The sequence below is a fragment of the Anaerococcus porci genome (assembly GCF_034090325.1).
Taxonomy (GTDB): domain Bacteria; phylum Bacillota; class Clostridia; order Tissierellales; family Peptoniphilaceae; genus Anaerococcus; species Anaerococcus porci.
In genome coordinates this window covers 1-3,156 of sequence record NZ_JAXDSU010000059.1, presented here as the reverse complement: position 1 = coordinate 3,156, position 3,156 = coordinate 1, and the positions used below count along the sequence as shown (strand labels likewise).

Annotated in this window: 1 tRNA gene and 2 rRNA genes; all 3 read left to right on the top strand. The window is 44.8% G+C overall.

The features are described 5' to 3' along the window. Nucleotides 1-680 (top strand): 16S ribosomal RNA (locus SOR60_RS06125); the annotation flags it as partial. 114 nt (nt 681-794) lie between these two features. After that, nucleotides 795-870, top strand: a tRNA-Ala gene (locus tag SOR60_RS06120). Nucleotides 871-927: 57 nt separating this feature from the next. Beyond that, a 23S ribosomal RNA gene (locus tag SOR60_RS06115) occupies nt 928-3,156 on the top strand; the annotation flags it as partial.

Here is a 3,156-nt window from a genome sequence, read left to right as displayed (position 1 = left end):
GCATTAAACACTCCGCCTGGGGAGTACGCACGCAAGTGTGAAACTCAAAGGAATTGACGGGGACCCGCACAAGCAGCGGAGCATGTGGTTTAATTCGACGCAACGCGAAGAACCTTACCAAGTCTTGACATATTACGGAGGAATCTAGAGATAGATACTAAGGACTTCGGTCTACTGTAATACAGGTGGTGCATGGTTGTCGTCAGCTCGTGTCGTGAGATGTTGGGTTAAGTCCCATAACGAGCGCAACCCCTATCGTTAGTTACCATCATTAAGTTGGGGACTCTAGCGATACTGCCGGTGATAAACCGGAGGAAGGTGGGGACGACGTCAAATCATCATGCCCTTTATGACTTGGGCTACACACGTGCTACAATGGCAGGTACAGAGGGAAGCGAGAGGGCGACCTTAAGCAAAACTCAAAAAACCTGTCCCAGTTCGGATTGCACTCTGCAACTCGAGTGCATGAAGTTGGAGTTGCTAGTAATCGCGAATCAGAATGTCGCGGTGAATGCGTTCCCGGGTCTTGTACACACCGCCCGTCACACCATGGAAGTTGGCAATACCCGAAGCCTGTGAGCGAACCTTTTAGGACGCAGCAGTCGAAGGTAGGGTCAGTAACTGGGGTGAAGTCGTAACAAGGTAGCCGTATCGGAAGGTGCGGCTGGATCACCTCCTTTCTAAGGATGAGAAACTGACAAGTTAGTTTTTCATACAAAGAAAATTAAAATATAAAACTTAAGTTTGGGAAAGTAAAAAAACTTGAAGTTGTAGTCCATTTTAAAGGTAAATATGGGGGTGTAGCTCAGTTGGGAGAGCACCTGCCTTGCACGCAGGGGGTCAAGAGTTCGAATCTCTTCATCTCCACCAAAGCTTAAGAAAATAAGCGAAAAGAACCTAAACAATTAAATAGCTATAAATATTTCCAGTCAAGAAAGAAAGGGCACAAGGTGGATGCCTTGGCACATGAAGGCGAAGAAGGACGTAAGTGAACGAAAACTAGGGCAAGCTCACAAAAAGCAAAGACCCCTAGGTCTCCGAATGGGGCAACCCGGCTGTGGAAGACACAGTCATCACTAAGTGAATACATAGCTTAGTGAAGTAAGACCCTGCGAACTGAAACATCTAAGTAGCAGGAGGAAGAGAAAGAAAATTCGATTTTCTAAGTAGCGGCGAGCGAAAGGAAAAGAGCCTAACTCAGAAAGCTTAAATAAGTCTAGTTAAATTAGTTGAAAAACTAAACCAAAGAAAGTGAAAGTCTTGTAAACGAAAGGCTTAAGAAAGTTGAGGGAAAGTATCACCGGGCACGAGAAACCCGGTGTGAAGATAGGGGGCCCATCCCCTAAGGCTAAATACTAACATGTGACCGATAGTGAACAAGTACCGTGAGGGAAAGGTGAAAAGAACCCCGAAAGGGGAGTGAAATAGAACCTGAAACCTAGTGCCTACAAGCAGACAAAGCGTGTAAGAACGTGATGTCGTACCTTTTGTAGAATGGGCCAGCGAGTTATTCTAAAGTGCAAGGTTAATGATTTAAGATCAGTAGCCGTAGCGAAAGCGAGTCTTAATAGGGCGAAAGTAAATTGGAATAGACCCGAAACCGGGTGATCTATCCATGGTCAGAGTGAAGTTGAAGTAAAATTCAATGGAGGCTCGAACCGGGTGCGGTTTAAAACGCATCGGATGAACTGTGGATAGGGGCGAAAAACCAAACGAACCCGGAGATAGCTGGTTCTCCTCGAAATAGCTTTAGGGCTAGCCTCTGACCTAAGATTTTAGGAGGTAGAGCACTGAATGGTCTAGGGCGGATGACCGTACCGAAACCTATCAAACTCCGAATGCCAAAAAATCAAGTCAGGGAGTCAGACTTAGGGGGATAAGCTTCTAAGTCGAAAGGGAAACAGCCCAGACCGACAGCTAAGGTCCCAAAATTTGAATTAAGTGGAAAAGGATGTGAATCTACTAAGACAACCAGGACGTTGGCTTAGAAGCAGCCATGCATTTAAAGAATGCGTAATAGCTCACTGGTCAAGTGGGTTTGCGCCAAAAATGAACGGGGCTCAAATTCAATACCGAAGCTTCGGATTAATAGAGGGATTAAGTTTACAAATGAGATTGGAAATATTAACAAAACAATACAGAAGAGATTAAAAAAAGAAATTCAAAAATTTCAGACGCAAAGACATAATGGATAAGAAATTATCAAAAAAAACACAAGTCTAAAGTCAAAGTAGGTAATAAGCAAAAAAGCTTAACTACAAAAAAGATCACTGGTTAACGAGTTAATAAAACGTAAAAAAAGACGTACCAACTCATAGCTAAACTTAATACCTCTATTAGTGGTAGAGGAGCATTGTATTAGGGAAGAAGCCAAGGCGAAAGCAAAAGTGGACTTAATACAAGAGAGAATGCTGGCATGAGTAGCGAGAAGGGATGTGAGAATCATCCCCGTCGAAACCCTAAGGTCTCCTGAGCAAGGCTCGTCCCCTCAGGGAAAGTCGGGACCTAAGCTAAGGCCGAAAGGCGTAGGCGATGGATAACAGGTTTATATTCCTGTACCGCTTGAAGTCGTTAAGAGAGATGTGATGACGCAAGAGGATAATCGAAGCCATCTGATGGAAATGATGGTCTAAGGTCGTAGGAAGAATGGTAGGCAAATCCGCCATTCATAAATTCTGAAAACTGATAGGAATCGAAAACATAAGTAGAGAAGTCGATGACTCCAAATTGCCAAGAAAAGTCACTATCCAGACAAAAGCGCCCGTACCAAAACCGACACAGGTAGGGAGGTAGAGAATACCAAGACGCGCGGAAGAACCTTTGTTAAGGAACTCGGCAAAATGTCCCCGTAACTTCGGGAGAAGGGGAGCCATAGCAATATGGCCACAGAAACCAGGCCCAAGCGACTGTTTACCAAAAACACAAGTTTCTGCAAAATCGCAAGATGAAGTATAGGAGCTGACACCTGCCCGGTGCTGGAAGGTTAAGGGGAAGGCTTAGAGCAATCGAAGGCTAGAACTTAAGCCCCAGTAAACGGCGGCCGTAACTATAACGGTCCTAAGGTAGCGAAATTCCTTGTCGGGTAAGTTCCGACCCGCACGAAAGGTGTAACGATTTGGGCACTGTCTCAACAAAGGATCCGGTGAAATTGTAGTA